Below are 22,292 nucleotides of genomic sequence, written 5' to 3'. Positions count from 1 at the left end.
GCCTGACACGTCAGTTACCGACGGTAAGGGGGGCGGGGCATGGGGCACAGCGGTGCCGAGGGAAGCACGCGGCGAGGGTTCGTCGCGGGAGCCGCGGCGGTGGGCGGGGCGGCCGCGCTGGGAGTGGCGGGAGCGTCGCCCGCGGCGGCGGCCGCGCCCGGTGCGACGCCGGCGCGGGCCGCGCGGGACGCCTCGCGGGCAGGGCAGTCGGTGGCCGTGCTCGGCGGTGGCGTCGCCGGACTCACGGCCGCGCACGAGCTGGCCGAGCGCGGCTTCGCCGTCACGGTCTACGAGCGCAGGGAGCTGGGCGGCAAGGCCCGCAGCATGGACGTGCCGGGCAGCGCGAAGGGCAACCGCAAGCCGCTGCCCGGTGAGCACGGCTTCCGGTTCATCCCGGGCATCTACCACAACCTGCCGGACACGATGCGCCGCATCCCGTTCCCCGGGAACGCGAACGGCGTGTGGGACAACCTGATCGCGCCCCGCGAGATGTCGTTCGCCCGCACCGGCCGCGAGGACATCAGGATGCCGATCCCGTGGCCGGGCAGCGAGCCGGAGAAGCTCACCCTGGACGACATCCGGCGGGCGCTCACCGCGCTGCTCGACACCGCGTTCAATTTGCCGGCCCATGAGGCCGCGTACTTCGTGAACCGCGCCCTGGTCTTCTTCACGAGCTGCGACGAACGCCGTGACGACGACTGGGAGTCGACGCCCTGGTGGGACTTCACCCGCGCCGAGCGCATGTCCAAGGACTACCAGCGCATCCTCGTGATCGGCGTGACCCGCAACATCGTGGCGACGAAAGCCGAGGAGGCGAGCACGCGCACCGTCGGCACGCTCGGCGAGGCGTTCGTCCTCAACGCGCTCGGCCAGGGCGCCGACGGCCCGCCCGACCGCATCCTGAACGCGCCGACGAACGAGGCGTGGATCGACCCCTGGGTCACCCATCTCAAGTCGCTGGGCGTGGAGTTCCGCATCGGCTGGACCGTCCGCGAGCTGGCGTTCGGCGGCGGCCGCATCACGAAGACGGTCATCGAGGACCCCGACGGCGTACGGCGTGACATCACCGCCGACCACTACGTCCAGGCCATGCCGGTGGAGCACGCCCGCCGGACGTGGAGCAGGGAACTGAAGGCGGCCGACCCGCAGTTGGCGCGCTGCGACAAGCTGGAGACGGACTGGATGACGGGCATCCAGTTCTATCTCACCGAGCGCCCGCCCGTCGTGAAGGGCCACTTCAACCTCATTGACTCGCCCTGGTCGCTGACCGGCATCGCCCAGGCGGGCCACTGGCCCGAGCGCGACTTCCCCGCCGACTACGGAGACGGCGTCGCGGTCGACTGTCTGTCGGTGGACATCTCCGAGTGGGACAAGCCCGGAATCCTGTACGGCAAGACGGCCAAGCAGTGCACCCGCGACGAGGTCGCCAAGGAGGTGTGGGCGCAGCTCAAGGCCGCCCTCAACGACACCGGCAAGACGGTCCTCAGCGACAGCAAGCTCCACTCGTGGTTCCTCGACCCGGGCGTCGACGGCCTCGGCACGCCGAACCCCACCAACGAGGACCAGCTCCTCATCCACCCGGTGGGCACGTTCCACAACCGCCCGTCGGCCGCCACGAAGATCCCGAACCTCTTCCTCTCCGGCGACTACGTCTCCGTGGACATCGACCTGGCGACCATGGAGGGCGCCAACGCCTCGGCCCGCCAGGCGGTCAACGCCCTTCTGAAGCAGGTGGGGTCGGACCAGAAGCCGTGCACGGTGCGGCCGCTGCACCGCGTCCCCGCGATCGAGGCCCTCAAGCGCCACGACCGCACCCGCTACCGGCTCGGCCTGCCGAACGCCCTCGATCTCGGCTGACGCGCTGCGACCGGGCTCGTTCGGGGTAGGACACCCGCATGACACGGCGGACGCGGGCAGGGACGCGGGGACGGACACGGAGCAGGGCCGGGGCGGCGGTGGCGATCACACTCGCCGCCCTGGTGTCCGGTTGCACGATCGAGGGGGCGGACGGGAAGGCCCCCGGGGCGGGCGGTGGCGGCGGCAGCGTGCTCGCCGTGAAGGTCGACAACGTACGGCCTGCGCGTCCGCAGACCGGTCTCGACGCCGCGGACGTCGTGTACGTCGAGCAGGTGGAGGCGGGACTCACCCGGCTGATGGCGGTGTACGCGTCGCGGCTGCCACCCGCCGTCGGTCCCGTGCGCAGCGCTCGCGAGACGGATCTCGAACTCCTGCGGCAGTTCGACCGGCCCGTGCTCGCGTACTCCGGAGCGCAGTCCAAGCTCCGGCCGCTGATCGCCGGCGCGCCCGTGCGGGCACTGTCGCCGGGCAAGGCGCCCGACGGCGCGTACTACCGGGGCGGCGCGAAGCCCGCGCCACACAACCTCTTCGTACGCCCGGAGGCCCTCAAGGCCGACCCGCGCGCGGACGCCCTGGCCGACGCGGGGTTCCGGTTCGGGCCGCGCCCGCGGGGCGGCACTCCGCAGACGCGGCGGACGGTCGCCTTCCCTGCGGCGCGCTTCACCTTCGACTGGGTGGAGTACGAGGGGCGCTGGCGCGTCGCGATGGACGGGGAGCGGGCGCGGACGTCCGACGGCAAGGAGCTGAGCCCCTCGACGGTCGTCGTGCAGTACGTGAAGGTACGGCCGTCCCGCTTCCACGACCGCTCGGGCAGCGTCTCGCCGTTCACCGAGACGGTCGGTGAGGGCTCCGCGAGCGTGCTGCGGGACGGGCGCGCCTACGAGGCGCGGTGGAAGCGTCCGACGGCCGGGGCCGGCACGGAGTTCACGACGGCCGAGGGCGAGCGGCTGCCGTTCGCGAAGGGGCAGGTGTGGGTGGTGTACGCGAAGGCGTGAGCGGGGCCGGGGCGCGCAGGTCCTCCGCCGCGTCCGCGACGCGCTGGATCAGGTCCAGGAAGACGGACCGCTCGTCGGCGGAGAGCGGGGCGAGCAGGACCTGGTTCATCCGGGCCGTCCGCACGGTCAGTGCACTGTGCGTGCGCAGGCCCTCGTCGGTGAGGCGCAGCAGGTAGCGGCGGGCGTCCTGCGGGTCGCGCACCTTGTCGAGCAGCTCGCGGCGGATCAGCCGGGCGACGACCTCGGCGATCGTGGACCGGTCGAGGCCCACCCGCTCCCCCACGGTGCGCTGGTCGAGGCCTGGTTCGGCGACGAGTGCGTTGAGCACGGCGAACTGCGGTGAGGTGATCTCCTCGGACACCATCGTGTTCCACAGCAGGTGGTGCGCCTGCTGCAGCCGCCGGGCCAGGTGCCCGGGGTGGGTGGCAAGGTCCACCGCGGCCATGGGGTCCTCCGTGTCGCTTCGACTCTCCCGGCGTATTTCGTCGGTGCACTGAACAATACTCGCCTTGCGCTCCGGACAGTTCAGCTCTTGTGCGGCAGTTCGAGTCCCCCTATCCTCGCCGAAATAGTCAGTGCCCTGATTAATTCGGATGGAAGAGAGGGGCCGCGCGGATGGACAAGGTGGTGGCCACGGCTGCCGACGCCGTGGCGGACGTCCCGGACGGGGCGTCGCTCGCGGTCGGCGGCTTCGGGCTGAGCGGCGTGCCCGCCGAGCTGATACGCGCGCTGCACGCGTCCGGGGTCTCCGGCCTGCGGGTCGTGTCCAACAACTGTGGCGCCATGGACTCGGGCCTCGCGGTGCTCCTGGCGGCGGGCCGCATCGCCCGGGTGACCGGGTCCTACATAGGCGCCAACAAGGAGTTCGCCCGGCAGTACCTGGGCGGCGAACTGGAGGTCGAGATGATCCCGCAGGGCACGCTCGCCGAGCGGCTGCGGGCGGGCGGCGCGGGCATCCCCGCGTTCTACACCCCGGCCGGAGTGGGCACGCAGGTCGCCGAGGGCGGGCTCCCCTGGCGCTACGACGGCGAGGGCGGGGTCGCGCTCGCGTCCCCGGCCAAGGAGGTACGGGAGTTCGACGGCACCGCCCATGTCCTCGAACACGGCATCCGCACCGACTTCGCGCTGGTCCGCGCGGCGAAGGGCGACCGGCACGGCAACCTCGTCTTCAGCAGGTCGGCCCGCAACTTCAACCCGCTCGCTGCGATGGCCGGACGCGTGACCGTCGCGGAGGTCGAGGAGCTGGTGGAGCCGGGCGGGATCGAACCGGACGCGGTGCATCTGCCGGGGATCTTCGTGCAGCGGGTGGTGGCGCTCACCCCGGAGCAGGCGGCGGACAAGCGGATCGAGAAGCGGACGGTGGCCGGCTGATGGCATGGACCCGTGAGGAGATGGCCGCCCGCGCCGCGCGCGAACTCCGGGACGGCCAGTACGTGAACCTCGGCATCGGACTGCCCACGCTGATCCCCAACCATCTCCCGCCCGGCGTCGAAGTCGTCCTGGAGTCGGAGAACGGCATCCTCGGAGTGGGCCCCTATCCCACCGAGGCGGAGGTCGACCCCGATCTGATCAACGCGGGCAAGGAGACCGTCACCGTGCTGCCCGGCGCCTCCTTCTTCGACTCGGCGCTCTCCTTCGGGATGATCCGGGGCGGTCACATCGACGTGGCCGTGCTGGGCGCGATGCAGGTCTCCGCGCGCGGGGACCTCGCCAACTGGGCGATCCCCGGAAAGCTGATCACGGGCATCGGCGGGGCGATGGACCTCGTACACGGCGCCCGGACGGTCGTCGTCGTCATGACGCACACCGCCAAGGACGGGTCACCGAAGATCCTCGACGAGTGCGCGCTGCCGCTCACCGGCAAGCGCTGCGTCGACCGGATCATCACCGACCTCGGCGTACTGGAAGTGACCGCACACGGTCTCGAACTGGTCGAGACGGCACCCGGCGTCACCGCCGACGAGATCGCCTCGAAGACCGCGGCGAAGATCCATGTCCCGGACGGCCTTCGCGCAGGGAGCCACACCACATGACCCTCACCACGGAACCTCTGCCGGACGGGCTCAGCCAGGACGCGATGGACGCCGAGGTCGCGAAAGCACAGCTGTCCGCACCGCCCGGCGCGCACCATCCGCCCCGCGACTACCCGCCGTACCGCAGCACCCATCTGCGGCACCCGAAACAGCCGTTGATCCCGCTGCGCGACCCGGAGGCCGTGGAGCTGAGCGGCCCCGCGTTCGGCGTCACCGACGTCTCCGCGCTGGACAGCGATCTGACGCGGCAGCACGCGGGCGAGCCGCTGGGCGAGCGCATCACCGTGAGCGGCCGGGTCCTCGACCGCCGGGGGCGGCCCGTGCGCGGCCAGCTGGTCGAGCTGTGGCAGGCCAACGCGTCGGGCCGGTACGCCCACCAACTGGACCGGCACCCCGCGCCCCTCGACCCGAACTTCACGGGTTTCGGCCGCTGTCTGACCGATGACGACGGCAGGTACTCCTTCACGACCGTCAAGCCTGGCGCCTATCCGTGGCGCAACCACACCAACGCCTGGCGTCCTGCGCACCTCCACTTCTCGCTCTTCGGCACGGCGTTCACCCAGCGCCTGGTGACGCAGATGTACTTCCCCGGCGACCCGCTCCTGCCGTACGACCCGGTGCTGAGCTCGGTGACCGACGAGTCGGCGCGGCAGCGCCTCGTCTGCGCGTACGACCACGGCCTTTCCGTCCCCGAGTGGTCCCTGGGCCACCGCTGGGACATCGTCCTGGACGGCCCGTCCGCGACGCTCTTCGAGGAGGAGGACGACCACTGATGCACGCACCCACCCCCTCCCAGACCGTGGGTCCCTTCTACGGATACGCGCTGCCGTTCCCCGGTGGCGGCGACGTGGCGCCCTCCGGCGACGCGGAGACGATCATCCTGCACGGGTACGTGCTCGACGGCGCGGGGCAGCCCGTGCCCGACGCCCTGATAGAGACCTGGCAGCCCGGGCCGGACGGCTCGCGCGCGGGCGTGCCGGGATCGCTGCGGCACGACCCCGTGACGGGGCGGGTCGTCGGGCGTGACGGTGTCGCGTTCACCGGGTTCGGCCGGGTGCCGACCGACGCCGACGGCCACTGGGCCGTGCGGACGCTGCCGCCGGGGGGCGTCTCGTACATCTCGCTCGCCGTCTTCGCGCGCGGTCTGCTGCACCACCTGTACACGCGCGCGTACCTGGTGGACGAGCCCGGTGACGCGCTGCTCGGCTCCCTCGCGGCCGAGCGCCGGGCCACGCTGGTCGCCCGGGGCGAGGCCCCGCGCACGTACCGGTTCGACATCCGCCTCCAGGGGCCCGGTGAAACGGTTTTCCTGGAGTTCCCGGCGTGCCCCGAGGCGTCGGAAGCCCCGGAAGCCTCGGAAGTCCTGGAAGCAGCGGAAGTCCCGGACGTCCCGGCAGCACCGGAGGTGTCCCCGTGACCGGCCTGTTCTCCCCGGGGTGGGCGGGCTCCCCCGCCGCCGACGCGACCTCCGACCTCTCCTTCCTGGAAGCGCTGCTGGCCGCCGAGGCGGCCCTGACCCGCGCGCAGGCGGCTGTGGGCCTGGCGCCCCCGGAGGCTGCGACAGCGGTCATGGAGGCGGCCGCGGACGTCGGCCGATTCGACGTGCGGGACCTCGGTCTGCGTGCGCGGGACGGCGGAAACCCGGTGATCCCGCTGGTGGCGGCCCTGACGGCGGCGGTGCCCGCGGACGCGGCGCCCTATGTCCACCGGGGCGCGACGAGCCAGGACATCCTGGACACGGCCCTGATGCTGCTCTCCGCGCGAACGCTGGACCTGATCCTCGCGGACCTGTCCCGCGCGGAACAGGCACTGGCCCGCCTCGCCGCCGAACATCGCGACACGGTGATGCCGGCCCGCACCCTCACCCAGCACGCGGTGCCGACGACCTTCGGCCTGAAGGCGGCGGGTTGGCGCTCCCTCACCCTCGATGCCCGGGACCGGGCCGAGGCCGTGCGCGGGAGCCTGCCGGCCCAGCTGGGCGGTGCGGCGGGCACGCTGGCGTCGTTCCGGGCGTACATGGCTCGGGCGGGGAGGGCCTCGGGGGCGTCGCCGGTTCCGGTCCCGGAGACTCCGGTCCCGGCCCCGGAGACTGTCGTGGCGGCGTTCGCCGACGAACTGGCGCTGTCGGCGCCGCTGTTGCCCTGGCACAGTCTTCGCACGCCCGTCGTCGATCTCGCCTCCGCCCTCGCCTTCACCGCGGGTGCCCTCGGCAAGGTGGCGGCCGACGTCCTCACCCTCTCCCGTACCGAGATCGCGGAGGTTTCCGAGGGCGCGGGCGGCGGCTCGTCCGCCATGCCGCACAAGAGCAATCCCGTACGTGCCACGCTGATCGCCGCCGCCGCGCGGCGCGCGCCCGGTCTCGTCGCGACCCTGTACGGCTCGCTTGCGGCCGAGGACGAGCGGCCCGCGGGGGCCTGGCACGCCGAGTGGGAGACTCTGCGCGACCTGTTGCGGCTGGCCGGGGGTGCGGCACGGGACGCGGCTGAGCTCGCCGAGGGGCTGCGGGTGCACCCGGAGGCGATGCGTGCACATCTCGGCCTCACCGGCGGGCTGATCGTCTCCGAGCGGCTGGCGATCGAGCTCACGCCGTCGCTCGGCGCGGCCCGCGCGAAGGAGCTGCTGGCCGGAGCGGCCCGGCGCGCCCGCACCGAGGGCCGGACGCTCGCGGAGGCCCTCGCCGACGACCCCGCCCTCGATGACATCGACCTCACCGAGCTCGCCGAGCTCACCGACCCCACCCGCTACACCGGTTTCGCCGGTGACCTCACGGACCGCGCCCTGGGACGACGTTGACCGGCAAACCGCGCGGTAATCGCACCGACCGCTCCCAGGAGCGACGTTGACCGATGAACTGCGCGGTGACCTCACCGCCCGCGCCTTGGAGCGACGTCGACCGACGCACCACCCGGTATCCGCACCGACCGCTCCCAGGAGCGACGTTGACCGACAAACCACCCGGCGACCTCACCGACCGTGACTTGGAGCGACGTTGACCGACGAACCGCGCGGCAGGAGCAAGCTGCCGCTGCCGCACCACACCGTCGAAGGGGCGGCGACCGCGCCGCCGCTCCTCCTCGGCCCGTCCCTCGGCACCTCCACCGCCCTGTGGGACGCCGTCGCACCCGAACTCTCCACCACCCACCGGGTCGTGCGCTGGGACCTGCCGGGCCACGGCAGGTCGCCCGCGAACCTGATCGGCCCCGGCGCGACGGTCGCCGACCTCGCCGGGCTCGTCCTCGCGCTCGCCGACTCGCTCGGCATCGACCGCTTCGCGTACGCCGGGGTCTCGCTCGGCGGCGCCGTGGGGCTCCAGCTCGCGGCCCGGCACCCCGACCGGGTGACCGGCCTCGCCGTGATCTGCTCATCGGCGCACTTCGGCGGCGCCGCACCGTGGCGGGAGCGGGCCGCGCTGGCGCGCCGCGAGGGGCTTGCCGGGATCGCGGAGTCGGCGCCTGAGCGTTGGTTCACGCCGGGGTTCACGGTGCCCGCCCTCGTGGCGGACCTCAGGGCCGCCGATCCGGGTGCGTACGCGGCGTGCTGCGACGCCTTGGCCGCGTACGACGTGCGGGACGCGCTGGCGTCGATCGTCGCGCCGACGCTGGTCGTCGCCGGGCGCGCGGACCCGGCGACTCCGCCCGCCCACGCGCGAGAGATCGCCGACGCCGTCCCCGGCGCGTCCCTGACGGAGCTCGCGAACGCCTCCCACCTGGCCCCGGCGGAGCGCCCCGACGCCGTGGCGGCGGCCCTGCGCACCCACTTCACGGGCCCGCCGGCGAACGGCACGGCGGTGCGGCGCGCCGTGCTCGGCGACGCGCACGTGGACCGCGCGCAGGCGCGCACGACACCCTTCACGGCACGCTTCCAGGACTTCATCTCCCGCTACGCGTGGGGCGAGATCTGGACCGATCCCACGCTCGCACGCCGCGAGCGCAGCATGATCACCATGACCGCGCTGGTCGCCCACGGCCACCTCGACGAACTCGCGATGCACGTACGCGCCGCCCGCGGAATCGGCCTGACGCCCGAGGAGATCGGCGCGGTCCTGCTGCAGACGGCGGTGTACTGCGGAGTTCCCGCAGCCAACGCGGCGTTCGCAGTCGCCGAACGGGTACTCGCCGAGGAAGCCGGGGCCTAGGACGCGACGAAGGGTGACGCGCGCCGACCGACGCCCCTGGGCCCCGCACCACGACTGCACCGGATCCCCCTTCGCCCCCCTGCGAAGCGCCAACGCAAAGTCCGACGGAGGGTGACTCCGTGGGGTCGGGGGGTGTGGGATCAGCGGGACCCGTACACCGGGCGGGGTGGCCTCGCGGCCGCGAGCAGCTTCAATGCCGTCTCGCCCGCCTCCGTCGGGGTCCAGCGGGCGCCCTTGTCGGCGGTGGGGCCGGGGTGCCAGCCCTCCATGACGGTGATGCGGCCCGCCTCGGTCTCGAAGACGCGGCCCGTGACCCCGGCGGAGGCGGGTGAGCCGAGCCAGACGACGAGAGGGGACACGTTCTCCGGGGCCATCGTGTCGAAGCCGCCGTCCTCGGGGGCGGCCATCGTCTCGGCGAAGGTCTGCTCGGTCATGCGGGTCCGGGCGGCAGGTGCGATGGCGTTCACGCGCACTCCGTAGGAGGCCAGTTCGGCGGCGGCGACCAGGGTGAGGCCGAGGATGCCCGCCTTCGCGGCGCTGTAGTTGCCCTGTCCGACGCTGCCCGAAAGGCCTGCTCCGGAGCTGGTGTTGACCACGCACGCGTGCGGCGTCCGGCCGGCTTTCGCCTCGGCGCGCCAGTGGGCGCCCGCGTGCTTCAGCGGGAGGAAGTGCCCCTTGAGGTGTACGCGCATTACGGCGTCCCAGTCGTCCTCCTCGAGGTTGACCAGCATCCGGTCCCGTAGGAAGCCCGCGTTGTTGACGAGGGTGTCGAGGCGCCCGTACGTGTCGAGGGCGGTCCGCACCAGCGAGGCGGCGCCCTCGGGCGTGGCGATGTCGCCGCCGTGCGCGACGGCCTCGCCGCCCGCCGCGCGGATCTCCTCGACGACGTCGTGGGCGGGCCCGCCGGAAGCCCCGGAGCCGTCGGGCCCCACGCCGAGGTCGTTGACGACGACCCGGGCGCCCTCGGCCGCGTACGCGCGCGCGTGCGCCCTGCCGAGGCCGCGGCCCGCACCCGTGACGACCACGACGCGGCCTTCGCAGATCCCGTCAGGCTTGGCAGTTGACGTCATGGCGGAACTCCTCGCTTTGTGCGGTCGGTTGACGGACGCGCGCGTTCAGTGGTTGACGGACGCCGCGTCCAGGAACGCGGGGCGTTCGCCTCCGCCGTGCAGCCGGAGCGCGGCTCCGCTGATGTACCTGGCGCGGTCGGAGGCCAGGAAGACGCAGGCGTCGCCGACGTCGGAGGGGTCGGCGAGGCGGCCCAGCGGGACGGTGCGGGCCACCCGGGCGACGCCCTCGTCGTCTCCGTAGTGCAGGGCGGCGCTCTCCGTGCGGGCGAGGCCGAGGACGACCGTGTTGACGCGGACGGCCGGGGCCCACTCGACGGCCATGGTCCCCGCGAGGTTCTCCAGGCCCGCCTTCGCGGCGCCGTACGCGCCGCTGCCGGGCGAGGGCCGGGTCCCGCTGACGCTGCCGATCATCGTGATGCTGCCGCCGGTCTCCTGACCGCGCATCACTTCGTACGCGGCGAGCGAGGCGTACAAGGGAGCGAGGAGATTCAGCTCGACGATCTTGGCCTGGCGGGCCGGTGCGGTCTCGGAGAGCAGTCCGAACGGTGTGCCGCCCGCGTTGTTCACCAGGGCGTCCACCGCCCCGTGGGCCGCGGCGACCTCCGCGAAGAAGGCGGTGGCCGCCGCCGCGTCGCGCAGGTCGAGCGGCCTGAACTCGGCGGCGGCGCCCGCCGCTTCGACGGGCTCGTCCGGCGGCCTGCGGGCACAGATGACGACCCGGGCGCCGGCGGCGAGGAAGCTGCGGGCGATTCCGGCACCGACGCCGCGGGTGCCGCCGGTCACGACGACCACCTGTCGGGTGTCAGTCATCGCTGCTACCTTTCGAACTAACAAATGTTTGGTTGAAGGCGTGTGGGTTGAAAGGTAGCGGATCGTCTGATGTCTGTCTCCACCTCCGCCCCGGACAAGGGCGTCACCGTCGTCACCGTCGACCACCCACCCGTCAACGCCTTGCCGGTGCGCGGTTGGTACGACCTGGCGGGCGCCGTGCGCGCCGCCGGCCGCGACCCCGAGACCCGCTGCGTCGTCCTGACCGCCGAAGGCCGGGGGTTCAACGCGGGCGTGGACATCAAGGAGATGCAGCGCGACCCCGGCCACACCGCGCTGATCGGCGCCAACCGCGGCTGCTATGAGGCGTTCTCCGCGGTGTACGAGTGCGAGGTGCCCGTCGTCGCGGCCGTGCACGGCTTCTGCCTGGGCGGCGGCATAGGCCTCGTGGGGAACGCGGACGCGATCGTGGCGAGCGAGGACGCCACCTTCGGCCTGCCCGAGCTGGACCGGGGCGCGCTCGGCGCGGCCACCCATCTGGCCCGCCTCGTCCCGCAGCACCTGATGCGCGCCCTGTACTACACCTCACGGACCGCGACGGCCGCCGAGCTGCACGCACACGGATCCGTGTGGCAGGTCGTGCCCCGCGCGGAACTGCGCGACGCCGCCCTGGAGTTGGCGCGGGAGATCGCCCGCAAGGACGGCACGCTGCTGCGCTTCGCCAAGGCCGCGATCAACGGAATCGACCCCGTGGACGTGCACCGCAGCTACCGCTTCGAGCAGGGCTTCACCTTCGAGGCGAACCTCAGCGGCCTGGCCGACCGCATCCGTGAGGAGTTCGGGACGCGAGAAGAGGGCGAGTCATGAGCGACGAGACCGACAGCAGGACCGACAAAAGGGCCGACAGCAGGACCGACAAGAGGATGACGCCTGAGGAGATCGTGGGGCGGCTGGCCAGCGGCATGACGCTCGGCATCGGCGGCTGGGGCTCGCGCCGCAAGCCGATGGCGCTGGTCCGCGCACTGCTGCGGTCCGACGTCACGGACCTGACCGTCGTGTCGTACGGCGGCCCGGACATCGGCCTGCTCGCCGCGGCCGGCCGCATCCGCAAGCTCGTCACGGCCTTCACGACACTCGACTCGATCCCCCTGGAGCCGCACTTCCGCGCGGCACGCGAGCGTGCCGCCTTCGAACTCTCCGAGCTGGACGAGGCGATGTTCATGCAGGGCCTCACCGCGGGCGCCCAGCGGCTGCCGTTCCTGCCGATCCGCGCCGGGCTCGGCTCGGACGTCCTGCGGGTCAACCCCCACCTGCGGACCGTCACTTCGCCGTACGAGGACGGGGAGGAACTCGTCGCCGTGCCCGCCCTGCGGATGGACGCGGCCCTGGTCCACATGAACCGCGCCGACCGCTTCGGCAACGGCCAGTACCTCGGCCCCGACCCCTACTTCGACGACCTGTTCTGCGAGGCCTCCGACACCGCGTACGTCTCGTGCGAGCGGATCGTCGACTCCGCCGAGCTCACCGCGCACGCCGCGCCCCAGACGATGCTGGTCTCCCGCCACTCGGTGACGGGCGTCACCGAGACGCCCAAGGGCGCGCACTTCACGTCCTGCGTCCCCGACTACGGCCGCGACGAGCCCTTCCAGAAGGCGTACGCCACCGCGGCGGCCGACCCCGAGGCCTGGCAGGCCTTCCGCGGCCGCTTCCTCACCGGTACCGAGCGGGACTACCAACTGGCCGTCCAGACCTGGCACAAGGAGCAGCGATGACACGGCCCCGACCGAGCACGCCGGAGGCGCCCGGACACACCGCCACCCGCGCCGAGTACTGCGTGATCGCCTGCGCCGAGGCCTGGCGGGACGACGGCGAGATCCTCGCCTCCCCCATGGGCACGGTCCCTTCGGTCGCGGCCCGCCTCGCCAAGCTGACCTTCTCCCCCGACCTGCTGCTCACGGACGGCGAGGCCCTGCTCATCGGCGACGTCCCGGCCGTCGGCTCCGCGTCGGCGGTGGCCGAGGGCTGGCTGCCGTACCGCAGGCATCTGACCATGGTGATGGGCGGCCGGCGGCACGTGATGATGGGCGCGAGCCAGCTCGACCGCTTCGGCAACCAGAACATCTCGTGCATCGGCGCCTGGGAGCGCCCGAAGCGGCAGCTCCTGGGCGTGCGCGGCGCGCCGGTCAACACGCTCAACAACCCGGTGAGTTACTGGATCCCGCGGCACTCGTCCCGGGTGTTCGTCGAGAAGGTCGACATGATCAGCGGGGTGGGGTATGACAGCGCGGCCGCCGCCGGGCCCTCCGCGACCCGCTTCCACGAGCTGCGCCGGGTCGTCTCCGACCTCGGCGTCTTCGACTTCGACACCCCGGATCACAGGATGCGCCTGGTGTCCCTGCATCCGGGCGTGACGCTGGAGGAGGTGCGCGAAGCCACCGGGTTCACCCTGGCCGTGCCGGACGACGACGTCCCGTACACCCGCGGGCCGACCGCCGAGGAGCTGCGGCTGATCCGTGACGTGGTCGACCCGGGCGGCCTGCGCGACCGCGAGGTGCGCCCGTGACACCGGAGCCGCCGCTCGTGACACCCACGCTGAGGACGCCCCTCACCGAACTGGTCGGCGTCCGGCATCCGATCGTCCAGACCGGTATGGGGTGGGTGGCGGGCCCCCGCCTGGTCTCCGCGACCGCGAACGCCGGGGCGCTCGGCATCCTGGCCTCCGCGACCATGACGGTCGAACAGCTCCGGGCGGCCGTCCGCGAGGTCAAGTCCCGTACGCCCGCGCCCTTCGGGGTGAACCTGCGGGCGGACGCGGGCGACGCGCGGGACCGGGTCCGCATCATCATCGACGAAGGGGTGCGGGTCGCGTCCTTCGCGCTGGCGCCGTCCAAGGAGCTGATCGCCGAGCTGAAGGACGCCGGCGTGGTGGTGATCCCCTCGATCGGCGCGCGACGGCACGCCGAGAAGGTCGCCGCCTGGGGCGCGGACGCGGTGCTCGTGCAGGGCGGCGAGGGCGGCGGGCACACCGGCGAGGTCGCCACCACCGTGCTGCTCCCGCAGGTCGTCGACGCGGTGGACCTTCCCGTGGTCGCGGCCGGCGGCTTCTACGACGGCCGCGGCCTGGTCGCCGCCCTCGCCTACGGAGCCGCGGGCGTCGCCATGGGCACCCGCTTCCTGCTCACCTCGGACTCGACGGTGCCGGACGCGGTCAAGGCCCGCTATCTGGCCGCCTCCGTCAAGGACGTCACGGTCACCACGCGCGTGGACGGCCTCCCCCACCGCATGCTGCGCACGGAGCTTGTGGCGGCCCTCGAGCGGTCCGGGCGCCTCGCCTCGCTCGCCCGCGCGGTGCGGCACGCGGCGGCGTTCCGGAAGGTGTCCGGCCTCGGCTGGACCCGGCTGGCCCGCGACGGCCTCGCGATGAAGCGCGGCAAGGACCTCACCTGGAGCCAGGTCCTCCTCGCCGCGAACACGCCCATGATGCTCAGATCGGCGATGGTGGACGGCCGTCCGGAGCTGGGCGTGATGGCTTCGGGCCAGGTGGCGGGGCTGATAGACGACCTGCCCTCGTGCGCGGAGCTGGTGGCACGGCTGATGCGGGAGGCTTACGAGGCCATGGACGCGTTGCCCGGTCGGTGCGGACCGGGATCAGGCCCGCCCGGCGACTGAGGACCTAGGACCCAGGTGATCCAGGGCGCGGTCGGCGAGACCGTCCGCCCCGCAGGTCCGCGCCAGGGTCAGTCCGTGCTCCAGCTCCACCGCGGACCCCGCCGCGATCCCGTACTCGACGCGGGCGACCGCGTGTTCGTACGCGCAGGGCGAAGCCTCCAGATAGGTGACGGCCTGGCGGTACAGCGCCACCGAGCGCGGGCCGCTCTCCAGGGCCGCCGCACACCGCAGCGCCTCCCCGATCGCGGTGTCCGTGCCGAACCGCTCGGCCTGCATCCGGGCGTCCGAGACGAGGTGCGCCGCCCGCTTGGGGTCCTCGTCGACCAGGGCGCGAGCGAGGTCGTACGCCCAAGGGGCGAGGACGGTGTTGTACTGGCCGCGCGCCGTCAGCGCCTTCGCCGTGGCCTCCAGTTCGTTGAGCCCCTCCTCCGTGCGCCCGAGGGCGAGCAGCAGCCGTCCGCGCACGGACGGCGCGTCGGGGACGTAGATCGTGGAGGCGGAGGGCGGTGCGAAGCCGTACCGGTCGGCGACCTCACCGGCCTCGTCGATGTGTCCGCGCGCCAGGAGCGTGTCGATGAGCATGCTGGCCGCCTCCCAGTGCATGGGCAGGCCCTGGCCGACGCGGTCGGCAAGGCGCAGGCTCTCGCGCAGGGAGCGCTCGGCGTCCGTCAGCCGTCCGCGCCTGCGGTACACGTACCCGAGGAAGGCGTGGGCGAGCGCGAGGTGTCCGCCGCTCCAGCCCGCGGTCTCGTAGGCGCGCACGGCCTCGGTGAACAGGCTCTCCGCGCGGTCGAGGCGGTCCGAGAAGGCGTACGACCCGCCGAGCATCAGGCGGAGCTCGAAGCTCCACTCCGTGTCGGTCCAGCCGAGTCCGGGCGCAAGGCGGCCGTTGACGAGGGCGCGGTCGCAGAGCTCGACGACCAGATCCGCGCTCTCGCCGCGGGTCATGGCGTCGAAGGCGCGCAGGATCAGCAGGGCGCGCTCGGAGTTGTCGCGGCCGGTGAGGGGTCCGGCGAGAGCGGCGAGCCGTCGCGAGCGTCCCGGCGAGTCCTGCTCGCCCGCGTGGATGCCCTCCCACATGTACTGCACGGCTTGCAGGCGCAGCCTCGCGGGCCCCTGTTCGAGCCTGGCCGCCTCCTCGGCGATGGCCCGCAGGCCTTCCTCAAGCTGGTCGTTGTGGACGAAGGCCTGGGAGAGACGACAGACCGCGTCGACGCGCAGCTCCCTGTCGAGGCCACGCATCGAGAGGGCTTCGCGCAGATGGCGGACGGTGGTGGCGGGCGAGGTGAGCATGGTGGCGCAGCCGAGTTCGTAGAGCACGCGCGCGTGGATCTCGGGCAGGGGCGGCTCGCGCAGGGCCCGCTCCAGACAGCGGCGGGCCGCGTCGGGCGCGCCGACGGCGAGGTGTTCCGCGGCGGCCTCGCGCAGCTGCTCGACGAGCTCGGGGTCGTCGTCCGGGTGCACTTCCAGGAGGTGCCGGGAGGCGGCCGCCGCGCCGCGGCCGGAGAGGGTGACGATGGAGGCGGCCTGGCCGTGCATCGCGGTGCGGGTGGCCGCCGGGATCGAGCGGTAGACCGTGCTGGCGATCAGGGGGTGGACGAACTCCAGGCCGTCGTCGCCCTCGGTGAGGATGCGCGCGGCGCACAGCCGCTCCGCGCAGCGTTCGGCGTTGTCGGGCAGCATTCCGGCGAGCTGGGCGGCCAGGTCGAGGGAGATGGCGCTGCCGAGGATGGCGGCGGCCCAGGCGAAGCGGGTGGCGTCGGTGCCGAGTCCTTCGAGGCGGGCGACGAGACCGCGGCCGCGGGCGCTGCGGTTGAGGGCGCGCAGTTCGTCGGCGGAGCTTTCCACCGGTTCCAGTTCGCTGTCCTGCACCTTGGCGAGGAGTTCGACGGATTCGTACGGGTTGCCGCCGGTGACCGCCCAGACCTCGCGGCAGAACGGGGCGTCGGCGTGCTCGCCGAGCGTCGCGCGGGTCAGGCCGGCCGCGGCGTCCGGCGTGAGGGCGCGCAGTGTGCTGAAGGAGCGGGCCTCGGCGGCGACCGTCGCCAGGTGGCGGGCGCTGTCGCCGGTGGCCTCGCCGGGCCTGCGGGCGACCACGACGAGTACGGGCAGTTCGTCCAGGCGTTGGGCGAACGTGGCCAGCCAGTGCAGGGTTTCCTGGTCGGCCCAGTGCGCGTCGTCGATGAGGAGGACGAGTGGCCAGTGCAGTCGGGAGAGCCGGGAGACCGCTTCCACGAGGCCGTCGCAGACGCCCTGCGGGTCGGCCTGGGGTCCGCCGGGCTCGGTTATGCCGAGGGCGGGTCCCGCGATGTCGTAGCAGTCGCCGAAGTACTCGCGGGCCTCGTCGGGGGTGAGCTGGACGAGCGCGGGCTGCAGCAGTTGCCGTACGACGTTGAAGGGGACGGAGGTGACCGTCTCGCCGCCGCGGGCGGACCAGACCGTGGCGCGGCCCTCGGCCATGCGGCGCACTTCGGCGAGGAGCGCGGTCTTGCCGATGCCGGCCTCTCCGCAGAAGGCGAGCAGGGTGCCCGTGGTCGTCGCGTCGGCGCAGAGCTCCTCGACGGCCCGGGCCACCGCGGCGAGTTCGGCGTCGCGCTCCCACAGCGGGGCCCAGGCGGCTCCTCCGGGCCGTGCCTGCGTCATCGCGCTACCTCCCGGGGTCGCTCAATCGACGTACAGAAGTCGAGACTAGCCGGGTCGGGGCCGCTGTGGAGCGCGGTCGGGGCAGGTACTCCCGCAAGGGGTGAGGAAGAGGGCGTCTCGGGGACGGCCGGTGTACACCGGCGGGCCGTCAGAGGCGTTCGATGATGGTCACGTTGGCCTGGCCGCCGCCCTCGCACATCGTCTGGAGGCCGAATCGGCCGCCGGTGCGCTCCAGTTCGTGCAGGAGGGTCGTCATGAGCTTGGCGCCGGTCGCGCCGAGGGGGTGGCCGAGTGCGATCGCGCCGCCGTTCACGTTGACCTTCTCGGGGTCGGCGCCGGTCTCCTTCAGCCAGGCGAGGACGACGGGCGCGAACGCTTCGTTGATCTCGACGAGGTCGATGTCGTCGATGCCCATGCCGGTCTTCTTGAGGGCGTGCGCGGTGGCGGGGATGGGTGCGGAGAGCATCCGGATGGGGTCCTCGCCGCGCACGGAGAGGTGGTGGACGCGGGCGCGGGGCGTCAAACCGTGTTCCCTTACGGCGCGTTCGCTCGCGATGAGCAGGGCGGCGGCGCCGTCGGACACCTGTGAGGAGCAGGCGGCGGTGATCGTGCCGCCGTCGAGGACGGGCTTGAGGGCGGCCATCTTCTCCAGGGTCGTGTCGCGGCGCGGGCCCTCGTCGGTGGTGACTTCTCCGTGGGCGACGAGTTCGCGGTCGAAGCGGCCCTCGTCGATGGCGCGGACCGCCCGCCGGTGCGAGCGGAGCGCGAACTCCTCCATGTCGCGGCGGGATATGCCCCACTTCTCGGCGATCAGCTGGGCGCCGTGGAACTGGTTCACCGGCCGGTTCCCGTAGCGGGCGCGCCAGCCTTCGCTGCCCGCGTACGGGCCTTCGGTGAGGCCGAGGGGTTCTGCGGCCTGCCGGGAGGCGAAGGCGATGGGGATCATCGACATGTTCTGTGTGCCGCCGGCGACGACGAGGTCCTGGGTGCCGGACAGGACGCCCTGGGCCGCGAAGTGCACGGCCTGCTGGGACGATCCGCACTGCCGGTCGATCGTCACGCCGGGCACCTCTTCGGGGAGTCCGGCCGCCAGCCAGCTGGTGCGGGCGATGTCGCCGGCCTGCGGCCCGACCGTGTCCAGGCAGCCGAAGACGACGTCCTCGACGGCGGCGGGGTCGATGCCGGTGCGCTCGACGAGCGCCTTGAGGACGTGGGCGCCCAGGTCGGCGGGGTGGACCCGGGAGAGTCCTCCCTTGCGCCTGCCGACGGGGGTGCGGACCGCTTCGACGATGTAGGCCTCGGCCATGACTGCGTACTCCTCGGTCGGGGGGCGCCGTGCGTCGACGCTCCGCTTACGTACGTACGGAGATGCCGTCCAGGACCATCGACAGGTACTGGCGGGCGATCTCCTCGGGGCTGTGGCCGCCGCCGGGGCGGTACCAGGACGCGGCGACCCAGACGGTGTCGCGCACGAAGCGGTAGGCGAGCCGGACGTCCAGGTCGGCGCGGAAGACGCCTTCCGCGACGCCTCGCTCCAGTGTCGTCAGCCAGGCCTTCTCGAAGCGCTGCTGCGAGTCCGACAGGTACTGGAAGCGCTCCTGGGCGACCAGGTGCCTGGCCTCCTTCTGGTAGATGGCGACGGCGGCGCGGTGCCGGTCGATCTCCCGGAAGGACTCGGTGACGAGGGCTTCGAGCGTCGCTCGGGGGTCGAGCTGGGCCTGGAGGACGGTGTCGTACCCGTCCCACAGCTCGGTGAGGAAGGTGCGGAGGATCTCTTCGAGCATCGACTCCTTGGAGTCGAAGTGGTAGTAGAGGCTGCCGGCGAGCATGCCCGCGGAGTCGGCGATCTTGCGGACCGTGGTCGCGTTGTACCCCTGCTCGGCGAAGACGTCGGCGGCGATGCCGAGGAGTTCGCGGCGGCGCTCGGGCGAGGGGCTCACCTGGGGCTTCTTCTTGCCGGTGGCCGGCTGGTCACTGGTGCTCTGCTTCTGTTTCGACACACGCTCATTCTCCGCCTAGGCGTGCTGGCTGCTGACCGAGACCGTCTCCCCCGTCATGTACGAGGAGTAGCCGCCGGCCAGGAAGACGATGACGTTGGCTATCTCCCAGGGCTCCGCGTGCCGTCCGAACGCCTCGCGTGCGGTGAGCTCTTCGAGGAGGCCGGGCGAGGTGACCTTCGCGAGGTGGGGGTGCAGGGCGAGGCTCGGCGCGACCGCGTTGACCCGGATGCCGTGGGGGGCGGCTTCGAGGGCGGCGCACCGGGTGAGGGCCATGACGCCCGCCTTCGCCGCGGCGTAGTGCGCCTGTCCTGCCTGGGCGCGCCAGCCGAGCACGGAGGCGTTGTTCACGAGCACGCCGCCCCGGCCGGCGGCCCGCAGGCGGCGCAGGGCGGCCCGGGTGGAGCGGAAGGTGCCGGTCAGCGTGACGTCGATGACTTTGTCCCACTGCTCGTCGGTCATCTCCGTGAGCTCCGCGGTGCCACCGAGTCCGGCGTTGTTCACGACGATGTCGAGGTGGTCGTGGCGCCGCTCGGCCAGGTCGAACAGCGCCTGGATGTGCCCTTCGTCGGTGACGTCGCACGGGATGCCGTCGACCCGGTCGGCGCCGAACTCTGCGGCGAGCGAGGTGACCGTCTCCTTGGTGCGGCGCGGGTGGGCGTCTCCTATGACGATGCGCGCGCCCTCCTCCAGGAAGCGGCGTGCGGTGGCTCCGCCGATGCCGGCTCCGGCGGCTGCCGTGATCACGGCGGTGCGGCCCGCGAGCAGGTCGTGGGCGGGCACATAAGCGGGTGCGTCCATGGGCGGCGGCCCCCCGATTCCGGATTCAGGCTCTCGACGGTCGGACTGCTCCTAGGCTAATCTACCAAACACTTGTTAGGGAAGAGTGAATCGAAGAGGTGGGCCACTGATGGACCTCGACTTCACCGCCGCGGAAGAGGAGTTCAGGCAGCGGGCCCGTGACTGGCTCGCCGCGCACGTGCCGGCCGCACCCCTGCCCTCACTGGAGACCGAGGAGGGTTTCGCGGCCCACCGGGAGTGGGAGCGCACGCTCGCCGCCGACCGCTGGTCGGTGGTGTCCTGGCCCGAGGAGTACGGCGGACAGGGCGTCGACATCGTCAAGTGGCTGGTGTTCGAGGAGGAGTACTACGCGGCGGGCGCGCCCGGCCGCGTCTCGCAGAACGGCATCAGTCTCCTCGCCCCCACCCTCTTCGACTTCGGCACCGAGGAGCAGCGCGCGCGGGTGCTGCCTCCCATGGCGGCCGGCGAGGTGATCTGGGCGCAGGCCTGGTCGGAGCCGGAGGCGGGCTCCGACCTTGCGTCGCTGCGCTCCACCGCCCGCCGCACGGAGGGTGGTTGGCTGATCAGCGGGCAGAAGACGTGGTCGTCGCGGGCCGCGTTCGCCGACCGGGCGTTCGGCCTGTTCCGCAGCGGGCCGTCCGAGGGCCGCGAAGGGGGACGGGAGCGCGAAGGGCGCGCGGACAAGCCGCACCGGGGCCTGACGTATCTGATGTTCCCGCTCGACGCGGACGGGGTGACGGTCCGTCCCGTCGGGCGCCTGGACGGCAAGCCCGCCTTCGCCGAGCTCTTCCTGGACGACGTCTTCGTGCCGGACGAGGACGTGATCGGCGAGCCGGGCCAGGGCTGGCGGATCGCCATGTCCGCCACGGGCGACGAGCGCGGCCTGACGCTGCGCTCCCCCGGCCGCTTCCTCGCCGCCGCGGACCGGCTGGTGCGGCAGTGGCGGGAGCGCGCGGACCCGGCCGACACGGCGCTGCGCGACCGGGTCGCCGACGCCGTCATCGGGGCGCGCGCCTACGCGTTGTTCACCTGGGCCAACGCCTCCCGGTGCGCGGCCGGGGAGACGATCGGCGCCGAGTCCAGTCTCAACAAGGTCTTCTGGTCGGAGTACGACATCGCGCTGCACGAGACGGCGCTCGACCTGCTCGGCCCGGACGGGGAACTGACCGACGGCGTCCCACCGGACGGTTCCGCCTGGGCCGAGGGGTATGTCTTCGCCCTCGCGGGACCCATCTACGCCGGGACGAACGAGATCCAGCGCGACATCATCGCCGAGCGCCTGCTCGGTCTGCCGAAGGGACGCCGCTGATGAGGTTCCTCCTCGACGACGCGCAGCGGGAGTTCGGCCGCTCCCTGGACGCGATGCTCACGGCGGCCGACACAGTGGCGGCCACGCGCGCGTGGGGGCTCGGCGACCCCGCGCGAGGGCGGGCGGTGTGGGCGCGGCTCGCGGATGCGGGGGTCTTCGCGCTGCCGGTGCCCGTGGAGTACGAGGGTGTGGGGCCGCTGTCCGTCGAGACGGCCGTCGCGTTCGTGGAGCTGGGGCGGCACGCCGTGCCGGGGCCGGCCGTCGAGACGGTGGCGGCGGCCGTGCTTCTGGCGCAGCTCGCCGAGGAGGGTGAGCGGGAACCGGCCAAACGATTCCTGCCCTCCCTGGCCTCGGGGGCGGCGAGCGCGACGCTGACGCTGCCGGACGGCGGCCCGCTCGCCCTGGACGCCGACGCGGCGGACCTGATTTTCGCCGTGACGGACGGCGACCTGCGGCTGGCGCCCGGGCACGCGCGCGTGCGCCGCTCCCTGGACCCCGCCCGGCGCCTCGCCGCGCCGCTGCCCGGCGGGGAGCTGCTCGCCTCGGGGCCCGCCGTGGCCGCGGCGGCGCGACGAGCGGGCGACTGGGCGGCGCTCGCCACGGCGGCGCAGTCCCTCGGCGTCGGCCTCGCACTGCTCGCCAGGACCGTCGCGTACGTGAAGCAGCGCACCCAGTTCGGGGCGCCGATCGGGACGTTCCAGGCCGTCAAGCACCGGCTCGCGGACGTGCTGGTGCGGCTGGAGTTCGCGCGGCCGCTGGTGTTCGGCGCGGCGACGACCATGGCGCGGGCCGATGTCGCCGCCGCCAAGGTGACGGCGGGCGAGGCCGCGTACGGCGCGGCCCGTGCCGCGCTCCAGCTGCACGGGGCGATCGGGTACACGGCGGAGTTCGACTTGTCCCTGTGGCTCACGAAGGCGCGGGCGCTGCGGAGCGCCTGGGGGGATCCGGGGGTGTGGCGAGGACGGGTTCTCGACGCCCGGGAGTGACCCGGAAGAGGGGGAGCCCGCGGCTGCAC

20 protein-coding genes and 1 pseudogene are annotated in these 22,292 nt (G+C 73.1%); 14 read left to right on the top strand and 7 right to left on the bottom strand.

Features of this window, described 5'->3' with window-relative positions:
* Positions 1 to 39: 39 nt before the first annotated feature.
* Together ACZ7LU_RS05270 and ACZ7LU_RS05265 are read left to right on the top strand one after the other, a co-directional pair.
* On the top strand, positions 40 to 1,857 hold the full coding sequence (locus ACZ7LU_RS05270; protein ID WP_471915753.1) for a hydroxysqualene dehydroxylase: 1,818 nt from the start codon (positions 40 to 42) through the stop codon (positions 1,855 to 1,857).
* A 38-nt stretch (positions 1,858 to 1,895) separates the two neighbouring features.
* Positions 1,896 to 2,852, top strand: a complete 957-nt coding sequence (locus ACZ7LU_RS05265) for a DUF3048 domain-containing protein (protein WP_471915752.1) — start codon at positions 1,896 to 1,898, stop codon at positions 2,850 to 2,852.
* On the opposite strand, the gene ACZ7LU_RS05260 is transcribed toward ACZ7LU_RS05265, so the two are convergent.
* Positions 2,782 to 3,297, bottom strand: a complete 516-nt coding sequence (locus ACZ7LU_RS05260; RefSeq protein ID WP_398299360.1) for a MarR family winged helix-turn-helix transcriptional regulator — start codon at positions 3,295 to 3,297, stop codon at positions 2,782 to 2,784. The genes ACZ7LU_RS05265 and ACZ7LU_RS05260 overlap by 71 nt on opposite strands.
* A 170-nt stretch (positions 3,298 to 3,467) precedes the next feature.
* On the opposite strand from ACZ7LU_RS05260, the gene ACZ7LU_RS05255 reads away from it, so the two are divergent.
* The 6 genes and pseudogenes from ACZ7LU_RS05255 to pcaDC all read left to right on the top strand — a co-directional run bounded on the left by ACZ7LU_RS05255 (position 3,468) and on the right by pcaDC (position 9,020).
* Complete coding sequence (locus ACZ7LU_RS05255) at positions 3,468 to 4,223, top strand: CoA transferase subunit A (RefSeq protein ID WP_398299362.1); 756 nt, start codon at positions 3,468 to 3,470, stop codon at positions 4,221 to 4,223.
* Positions 4,223 to 4,885 carry a CoA transferase subunit B gene (locus ACZ7LU_RS05250; protein ID WP_471915751.1) on the top strand — a complete coding sequence of 221 codons (663 nt, stop codon included), beginning with the start codon at positions 4,223 to 4,225 and terminating at the stop codon, positions 4,883 to 4,885. The genes ACZ7LU_RS05255 and ACZ7LU_RS05250 overlap by 1 nt, the downstream gene beginning before the upstream one ends.
* Before the next feature lie 44 nt (positions 4,886 to 4,929).
* Positions 4,930 to 5,658, top strand: a complete 729-nt coding sequence (gene pcaH, locus ACZ7LU_RS05245; RefSeq protein WP_471916482.1) for a protocatechuate 3,4-dioxygenase subunit beta — start codon at positions 4,930 to 4,932, stop codon at positions 5,656 to 5,658.
* Positions 5,658 to 6,203, top strand: a pseudogene (gene pcaG / locus ACZ7LU_RS05240) (protocatechuate 3,4-dioxygenase subunit alpha); the annotation flags it as partial. The gene pcaH and the pseudogene pcaG, both read left to right, overlap by 1 nt.
* Before the next feature lie 95 nt (positions 6,204 to 6,298).
* A complete protein-coding gene (gene pcaB, locus ACZ7LU_RS05235) occupies positions 6,299 to 7,678 on the top strand; it encodes a 3-carboxy-cis,cis-muconate cycloisomerase (protein ID WP_471915750.1) in 1,380 nt (459 codons plus the stop codon).
* Positions 7,679 to 7,874: 196 nt separating this feature from the next.
* Positions 7,875 to 9,020 carry a bifunctional 3-oxoadipate enol-lactonase/4-carboxymuconolactone decarboxylase PcaDC gene (gene pcaDC, locus ACZ7LU_RS05230; RefSeq protein ID WP_471915749.1) on the top strand — a complete coding sequence of 382 codons (1,146 nt, stop codon included), beginning with the start codon at positions 7,875 to 7,877 and terminating at the stop codon, positions 9,018 to 9,020.
* Between the two features lie 140 nt (positions 9,021 to 9,160).
* Here pcaDC and ACZ7LU_RS05225 read toward each other — a convergent pair whose 3' ends face one another.
* Both ACZ7LU_RS05225 and ACZ7LU_RS05220 read right to left on the bottom strand, forming a co-directional pair.
* Positions 9,161 to 10,090 (bottom strand): SDR family oxidoreductase, encoded by a 930-nt coding sequence (locus ACZ7LU_RS05225; protein ID WP_471915748.1) that lies wholly within the window; start codon positions 10,088 to 10,090, stop codon positions 9,161 to 9,163.
* Positions 10,091 to 10,135: 45 nt separating this feature from the next.
* Positions 10,136 to 10,900, bottom strand: coding sequence for an SDR family oxidoreductase (locus ACZ7LU_RS05220; RefSeq protein ID WP_471915747.1), 765 nt, complete (start codon positions 10,898 to 10,900; stop codon positions 10,136 to 10,138).
* Positions 10,901 to 10,969: 69 nt separating this feature from the next.
* Between ACZ7LU_RS05220 and ACZ7LU_RS05215 the strand changes: the two genes are divergently transcribed.
* The 4 genes from ACZ7LU_RS05215 to ACZ7LU_RS05200 are packed head-to-tail and all read left to right on the top strand — an operon-like array spanning position 10,970 to position 14,527.
* Complete coding sequence (locus ACZ7LU_RS05215) at positions 10,970 to 11,725, top strand: enoyl-CoA hydratase family protein (RefSeq protein ID WP_471915746.1); 756 nt, start codon at positions 10,970 to 10,972, stop codon at positions 11,723 to 11,725.
* Positions 11,722 to 12,630 (top strand): CoA transferase subunit A, encoded by a 909-nt coding sequence (locus ACZ7LU_RS05210; RefSeq protein ID WP_468712407.1) that lies wholly within the window; start codon positions 11,722 to 11,724, stop codon positions 12,628 to 12,630. The genes ACZ7LU_RS05215 and ACZ7LU_RS05210 overlap by 4 nt, the downstream gene beginning before the upstream one ends.
* Positions 12,627 to 13,421 (top strand): CoA-transferase subunit beta, encoded by a 795-nt coding sequence (locus ACZ7LU_RS05205; RefSeq protein WP_471915745.1) that lies wholly within the window; start codon positions 12,627 to 12,629, stop codon positions 13,419 to 13,421. The genes ACZ7LU_RS05210 and ACZ7LU_RS05205 overlap by 4 nt, the downstream gene beginning before the upstream one ends.
* A 29-nt stretch (positions 13,422 to 13,450) precedes the next feature.
* Positions 13,451 to 14,527 carry an NAD(P)H-dependent flavin oxidoreductase gene (locus tag ACZ7LU_RS05200; protein ID WP_471916481.1) on the top strand — a complete coding sequence of 359 codons (1,077 nt, stop codon included), beginning with the start codon at positions 13,451 to 13,453 and terminating at the stop codon, positions 14,525 to 14,527.
* Here ACZ7LU_RS05200 and ACZ7LU_RS05195 read toward each other — a convergent pair.
* From ACZ7LU_RS05195 to ACZ7LU_RS05180, 4 genes are all read right to left on the bottom strand, one after another.
* A complete protein-coding gene (locus ACZ7LU_RS05195) occupies positions 14,507 to 17,170 on the bottom strand; it encodes an ATP-binding protein (RefSeq protein ID WP_468086074.1) in 2,664 nt (887 codons plus the stop codon). The two genes, ACZ7LU_RS05200 and ACZ7LU_RS05195, sit on opposite strands and share 21 nt — an antisense overlap.
* A 148-nt stretch (positions 17,171 to 17,318) precedes the next feature.
* Positions 17,319 to 18,476, bottom strand: coding sequence for an acetyl-CoA C-acetyltransferase (locus ACZ7LU_RS05190; RefSeq protein ID WP_398299380.1), 1,158 nt, complete (start codon positions 18,474 to 18,476; stop codon positions 17,319 to 17,321).
* Between the two features lie 46 nt (positions 18,477 to 18,522).
* The gene (locus ACZ7LU_RS05185) at positions 18,523 to 19,170 is read right to left on the bottom strand and encodes a TetR/AcrR family transcriptional regulator (protein ID WP_398299382.1); all 648 of its coding nucleotides are present in this window, start codon (positions 19,168 to 19,170) and stop codon (positions 18,523 to 18,525) included.
* 15 nt (positions 19,171 to 19,185) lie between these two features.
* Positions 19,186 to 19,968, bottom strand: coding sequence for an SDR family oxidoreductase (locus ACZ7LU_RS05180; RefSeq protein ID WP_471150703.1), 783 nt, complete (start codon positions 19,966 to 19,968; stop codon positions 19,186 to 19,188).
* A 109-nt stretch (positions 19,969 to 20,077) separates the two neighbouring features.
* On the opposite strand from ACZ7LU_RS05180, the gene ACZ7LU_RS05175 reads away from it, so the two are divergent.
* Together ACZ7LU_RS05175 and ACZ7LU_RS05170 are read left to right on the top strand one after the other, a co-directional pair.
* Positions 20,078 to 21,277: an acyl-CoA dehydrogenase family protein gene (locus tag ACZ7LU_RS05175; protein ID WP_471915744.1), complete on the top strand. Its 1,200-nt coding sequence runs from the start codon at positions 20,078 to 20,080 to the stop codon at positions 21,275 to 21,277.
* Entirely contained in the window at positions 21,277 to 22,263 is a 987-nt protein-coding gene (locus ACZ7LU_RS05170) for an acyl-CoA dehydrogenase family protein (protein ID WP_471915743.1), read from the top strand. Before ACZ7LU_RS05175 ends, ACZ7LU_RS05170 begins: the two co-directional genes overlap by 1 nt.
* The last annotated feature ends 29 nt before the right edge of the window (positions 22,264 to 22,292 follow it).

The organism is Streptomyces sp. NPDC039462 (assembly GCF_055639375.1).
The sequence above is the reverse complement of the archived record's forward strand: the minus strand, read 5'-3'. Positions and strand labels throughout refer to the sequence as shown.

Coding starts and splice junctions, on each gene's coding strand:
- ACZ7LU_RS05265 (WP_471915752.1), top strand. CDS start 1,896: ATGACACGGCGGACGCGGGCAGGGACGCGGGGACGGACACGGAGCAGG.
- ACZ7LU_RS05225 (WP_471915748.1), bottom strand. CDS start 10,090: ATGACGTCAACTGCCAAGCCTGACGGGATCTGCGAAGGCCGCGTCGTG.
- ACZ7LU_RS05195 (WP_468086074.1), bottom strand. CDS start 17,170: ATGACGCAGGCACGGCCCGGAGGAGCCGCCTGGGCCCCGCTGTGGGAG.
- pcaH (WP_471916482.1), top strand. CDS start 4,930: ATGGACGCCGAGGTCGCGAAAGCACAGCTGTCCGCACCGCCCGGCGCG.
- ACZ7LU_RS05180 (WP_471150703.1), bottom strand. CDS start 19,968: ATGGACGCACCCGCTTATGTGCCCGCCCACGACCTGCTCGCGGGCCGC.
- ACZ7LU_RS05210 (WP_468712407.1), top strand. CDS start 11,722: ATGAGCGACGAGACCGACAGCAGGACCGACAAAAGGGCCGACAGCAGG.
- ACZ7LU_RS05260 (WP_398299360.1), bottom strand. CDS start 3,297: ATGGCCGCGGTGGACCTTGCCACCCACCCCGGGCACCTGGCCCGGCGG.
- ACZ7LU_RS05205 (WP_471915745.1), top strand. CDS start 12,627: ATGACACGGCCCCGACCGAGCACGCCGGAGGCGCCCGGACACACCGCC.
- ACZ7LU_RS05190 (WP_398299380.1), bottom strand. CDS start 18,476: ATGGCCGAGGCCTACATCGTCGAAGCGGTCCGCACCCCCGTCGGCAGG.
- ACZ7LU_RS05220 (WP_471915747.1), bottom strand. CDS start 10,900: ATGACTGACACCCGACAGGTGGTCGTCGTGACCGGCGGCACCCGCGGC.
- ACZ7LU_RS05215 (WP_471915746.1), top strand. CDS start 10,970: ATGTCTGTCTCCACCTCCGCCCCGGACAAGGGCGTCACCGTCGTCACC.
- ACZ7LU_RS05255 (WP_398299362.1), top strand. CDS start 3,468: ATGGACAAGGTGGTGGCCACGGCTGCCGACGCCGTGGCGGACGTCCCG.
- ACZ7LU_RS05175 (WP_471915744.1), top strand. CDS start 20,078: ATGGACCTCGACTTCACCGCCGCGGAAGAGGAGTTCAGGCAGCGGGCC.
- ACZ7LU_RS05270 (WP_471915753.1), top strand. CDS start 40: ATGGGGCACAGCGGTGCCGAGGGAAGCACGCGGCGAGGGTTCGTCGCG.
- ACZ7LU_RS05250 (WP_471915751.1), top strand. CDS start 4,223: ATGGCATGGACCCGTGAGGAGATGGCCGCCCGCGCCGCGCGCGAACTC.
- ACZ7LU_RS05170 (WP_471915743.1), top strand. CDS start 21,277: ATGAGGTTCCTCCTCGACGACGCGCAGCGGGAGTTCGGCCGCTCCCTG.